General features: G+C 55.3%; 3 protein-coding genes and 1 pseudogene. All 4 read left to right on the forward strand.

Features of this window, described 5'->3' with window-relative positions:
• Nucleotides 1-4 precede the first annotated feature (4 nt).
• The 4 genes and pseudogenes from AUC60_RS11095 (at nt 5) to AUC60_RS28520 (ending at nt 4,788) form a co-directional block, all read left to right on the forward strand.
• Nucleotides 5-310, forward strand: coding sequence for a hypothetical protein (locus AUC60_RS11095; RefSeq protein ID WP_087266675.1), 306 nt, complete (start codon nt 5-7; stop codon nt 308-310).
• A 397-nt stretch (nt 311-707) separates the two neighbouring features.
• Nucleotides 708-2,597 (forward strand): HAMP domain-containing methyl-accepting chemotaxis protein, encoded by a 1,890-nt coding sequence (locus tag AUC60_RS11100; RefSeq protein WP_372489416.1) that lies wholly within the window; start codon nt 708-710, stop codon nt 2,595-2,597.
• Nucleotides 2,598-2,901: 304 nt separating this feature from the next.
• Nucleotides 2,902-3,933, forward strand: a pseudogene (locus tag AUC60_RS28515) (methyl-accepting chemotaxis protein); the annotation flags it as partial.
• A gap of 141 nt (nt 3,934-4,074) precedes the next feature.
• A complete protein-coding gene (locus tag AUC60_RS28520; protein ID WP_405623784.1) occupies nt 4,075-4,788 on the forward strand; it encodes a methyl-accepting chemotaxis protein in 714 nt (237 codons plus the stop codon).
• Nucleotides 4,789-4,946: the final 158 nt, after the last annotated feature.

A 4,946-nucleotide genomic window follows, 5' to 3' on the forward strand; every position in this document is an offset into this window, starting at 1 on the left:
AATCATGAAAACTTCAAAACTGATCTTCGGCCTTACCTTCTCCGTTCTGGCTTCAAGTGTTTTCGCTTCCCCACAGTTGCCTAGCCTTCCAGGCAATGACAACACCAACCTGATCGACCCAGCTCCGGCCACTATTGTCGTAGCTGAAGGTGGCACTGCTCATACCAATGTCGGTGCAAGCCGCCTGGCTGCTGATGGTGCTGACCGCGTCGGTGCAAACCGCGTAGCCGCTGATGGTGCGGACCACGTCGGTGCAAATCGTGTAGCTGCTGATGGTGCTGATCACGTGGGTGCAAATCGTCTGAGCTGATTACACTCTGCTCTTCAAACAGCCCGGCTATTGCCGGGCTTAATTTTGCCTGTCATAAAGCCTTTCCGTTCATCGGGATATATAACCCGCTTAATCAAGATGAGCGCCCTGTAAATAATTGGATCCAATCATTGGTATAACAATTATCTACACAAATATGATGTCCGACCTCCACTTATACTTTTCCCGATTAAAACAGCTGATCAAACAACTGCTTGAAACTGTGCGCTACTTTTTGAGCATCGGCCATTCAGCTTCGCAAACCATTGCCGATAGGGTGTTGTACAGATGCCTCGCCGCCTTAAAAAAACAACGCTCCGGCTGTGAATGATCTTCAAAGCAAAAATATTCGTGGAGAAACACAATGAACAGCTGGTTTGCCAATATCAGCGTCAACATGAAGCTCGCCCTCGGTTTTGGGCTGGTGCTTATTTTTACTGCCTTTCTCGCTCTGACTGGCTGGAACAGCCTGAGTAAACTCATTGACCGCAGCAACTGGATGAGCGACATCACCGAGCTCAATGCCCAGTTGACCAAGCTGCGGGTGGCGCGCCTGCAATACATGGTGGCCGACGGTGACGACACCGTGGCTCAGACCGTTCAGGTCGCGCTGGACGGCTTTAAAGCGCAGCAGGAAAAACTGCTGAAAAGCTTCAAGAGCCCTGCAAACATAGAGCTCTTAAAACAATTGAGCACTGTTATTGCCGAATACGAAAAAGGCCTCGCCGAAATGCGCGCTGGTTACAAAGCCACTAACAGCGCACGCGAGGCAATGGGCGTCCACGCCGATAAAGGCAACGCGCTGGTCGATCAGCTCTACGCCGATGTGTTGACCCTGGGCGCAGAAGATGAGCGCCGCTTCGAACAGTATCAAGCCATCAGCAAGGTCAAACAGGACCTGATGCTCGCGCGCTACGAGACGCGTGGCTACACCGGCAATACCACACCTGAAAATGAGCAAAAGGCGCTGAGCCAGATCGAAAATGCGATCAAAGGCCTGCAAGCCACTCAGTCGACTTTCAGTGGCGCACAAGCTGACCGTCTCAAACAACTGGAAGCCGAACTGAGTGAGTACCGCACCTCGCTGTTGGGGTTCAAGACCACCATCGGTAACCTGGCTGTATTGCGCAAAAACATGACGACCCAGGGCGCGACCATCGTCAAGCTCAGCGATGACATGTACAAAATCCAATTGGAACGTCGTGACATCGAAAGCTCCGAAGCACGCAACATGCAGCTGATTTGCACCTTCCTGGCTCTGATTCTGGGCGTGTTCGCGGCAGTGATCATCACTCGCCAGATTACTCGTCCCCTGAAAGAAACCCTGGAAGTTGTAGAGCGCATTGGCTCCGGCGACCTGTCGCACACGATGGTCGTGACACGTCGCGACGAACTGGGCGAGTTGCAACAAGGCATTCAGCGCATGGGTACAACCCTGCGCGACCTGATCGGCAATATTCGTGACAGTGTTGTGCAGATCGCCAGCGCCGCCGAAGAGCTGTCTGCCGTCACCGAGCAAACCAGCGCAGGCGTGAACAGCCAGAAGGTCGAGACTGATCAGGTGGCTACCGCCATGCACGAGATGTCGGCTACTGTGCAGGAAGTTGCGCGTAACGCTGAACAGGCTTCGCAAGCAGCCTCCGCAGCAGATAAAGAAGCCCGTGACGGTGACAAAGTCGTCGGTGAGGCCATCGTGCAGATCGAGCGCCTGGCCGCTGAAGTCGTCCGCTCCACAGACGCGATGACCCAGCTTGAGCAGGAAAGCGACAAGATCGGCAAGGTCATGGATGTGATCAAGGCTGTTGCCGAGCAAACCAACCTGCTGGCGCTCAACGCTGCGATCGAAGCGGCACGTGCCGGTGAAGCCGGTCGTGGTTTTGCGGTAGTGGCTGATGAAGTACGCGGCCTTGCGCAGCGTACACAGAAATCTACCGAAGAAATCGAATCGCTGGTCGCCGGTTTGCAGAACGGTACGCGTCAGGTTTCGAGCATCATGTTGAGCAGTCGCGAATTGACTGAAAGCAGCGTGACCCTGACCCGCAAAGCCGGTACATCACTGGAAAGCATCACGCTGACGGTTTCCAACATTCAGGCGATGAACCAGCAAATCGCTGCGGCAGCGGAAGAACAAAGTGCAGTCGCTGAAGAAATCAGCCGCAGCATCATCAACGTGCGCGATGTTTCCGAGCAGACCGCTTCGGCCAGCGAAGAAACCGCTGCGTCCAGCGTTGAACTCGCCCGCTTGGGCAATCAGCTGCAAATGCTGGTCAGCCACTTCAAGGTCTGACCGTCCAGGTCAGCGCCTCGCAATACACCTCAAGCCCGGCTAACTACCGGGCTTGAGCGTTTCTGAAGCACATTTTTACAAGATCCTCCTCCGCACACCGATAAAATGACGCCAAAAAAATGATGGCCAACAGCCATATTTATTTGGTATTCATACATTCATATATATCAATTTGTTTCAGGTTATCGCCCTATTCAGCGATCAGCGTTGTCCGCTCATCGCGGTCGCTACCTTCCTAGCTCCAGCTCTGGCAAGAATTCCAAGGAGAGTCATGAATACATGGTTTGCAAATATCAGCGTCAAAATGAAACTGGCGCTGGGCTTCGGCATCGTGCTGATTCTGACTGCCGTGCTTGCCGCGACTGGCTGGAGCAGCGTCAGCAAGCTCATCGAGCGCAGCGACAGGATGGTCGACATCACGCAACTCAATGCACTGCTGGACGACGTGAACTCCGCTCGCTTGCAATATGTAGTGGACAAGGGCGACGAGAAAAGCGCGGCCGTGGCACAAACGGCACTGGATGAGTTCGACGCGCAACAAAAGCGTCTCGCAACAGTGTTTGCCAGCGCAACCAACCTGGGCAGCCTGCAGAAGATCAACAGCCTGACCGCCGATTATCAGAAGTCGCTGAGCAAGATGCGCGAGGCCTACAAAACCGACGCCACCGTACGCAAAGAGATGGGCGTGTATGCCGTCAAAGGTGCGGAGCTGATTGGTCAGATCCTGGATGACGTGATGCAGATGCCTTCCGGCGATGAACGCTTCGCGGCCTATCAGGACATCATGAAGGCCAAGGAAAACCTGGCGCTGGTGCGCTATGAAGTCCGCGGTTATACCGGTAACGCAACGACGACCACCAAGGACAACGCTTTCCGTCAGCTCGAGACGGCACTCCAAGGCATGGAGCAGCTCAACGCTACATTCGGCACTAAACATGGCGACAAGCTCAAGCAGCTCGAAACTTCGTTGATCGGCTACCGCGCCGCTGTGCAGCGCTTTACTGCAGCCAACGCGGATATCACCGAAGCCACGAAAGAAACCCTTGAGCAAGGGCGCGCGATCACTCAGGCCAGTGACGCAATGTACGACTTCCAGCTCAATGCTCGCGAACAGAACACCAGTCAGGCGCGCACGCTGCAAATCACCTGCACACTATTGGCGCTGGTATTGGGCACACTTGCGGCAGCAGTCATCACTCAACAGATTAACCGTCCGCTGCGAGACACCCTTAACGTGGTCGAGCGCATTGCTTCCGGTGATCTCACACACAGCGCCGTCGTAACCCGTCGCGATGAATTGGGCGAATTGCAGCAAGGTATTCAACGCATGGGCAGCACGCTGCGCGACTTGATCGGCGGTATTCGTGATGGCGTCACACAGATCGCCAGCGCTGCCGAAGAACTTTCCGCAGTGACCGAACAGACCAGCGCTGGGGTTAACAGCCAGAAGGTCGAGACCGATCAGGTTGCCACCGCCATGAACGAAATGTCGGCCACGGTTCAGGAAGTTGCCCGCAACGCAGAGCAAGCTTCTCAGGCCGCCTCGGCAGCCGACAGCGAAGCCCGCGCAGGCGACAAAGTTGTTGGTGAAGCCATCGCACAAATCGAACGCCTGGCCACTGAAGTGGTGCGTTCCGCCGACGCGATGACTCAACTGGAACAGGAAAGTGACAAGATCGGCAAGGTCATGGACGTGATCAAGGCCGTTGCCGAACAAACCAACCTGCTGGCCCTCAACGCCGCCATTGAAGCCGCGCGAGCAGGCGAAGCCGGTCGTGGATTTGCCGTCGTGGCCGACGAAGTTCGGGGCTTGGCACAACGGACCCAGCAATCGACCGAAGAAATCGAAAATCTGGTCAGCGGCCTGCAAAACGGCACCCGCCAAGTGTCCAGCATCATGCTCAGCAGCCGCGAACTGACCGACAGCAGCGTCGCCCTGACCCGCAAAGCCGGTACTTCGCTGGGCAGCATTACCCAGACGGTTTCCAGCATTCAGGCCATGAACCAGCAGATCGCTGCGGCTGCCGAGCAGCAAAGCTCAGTCGCCGAAGAGATCAGCCGCAGCATTATCAGCGTACGTGACATCTCCGAGCAGACCGCTTCGGCCAGTGAGGAAACCGCAGCGTCCAGCGTTGAGTTGGCGCGGTTGGGTAATCAGTTGCAGACGATGGTGAGTCATTTCAGGATTTAACCCAGCCAATGAGACCGGATCTATCCGGTGAGGCCGGTACAGCCGACACAGTTTTGTCGGTTGTACCGTCTTCAATCCGGTCCCGCAGAAGTCCCGTTCGCGGTGTTATGCATTGAAAAACATCAACTTTTGCGACTATCAATTTGAGCAATGATCGG

This window comes from Pseudomonas caspiana, from assembly GCF_002158995.1.
In the GTDB taxonomy this organism is placed as follows: domain Bacteria; phylum Pseudomonadota; class Gammaproteobacteria; order Pseudomonadales; family Pseudomonadaceae; genus Aquipseudomonas; species Aquipseudomonas caspiana.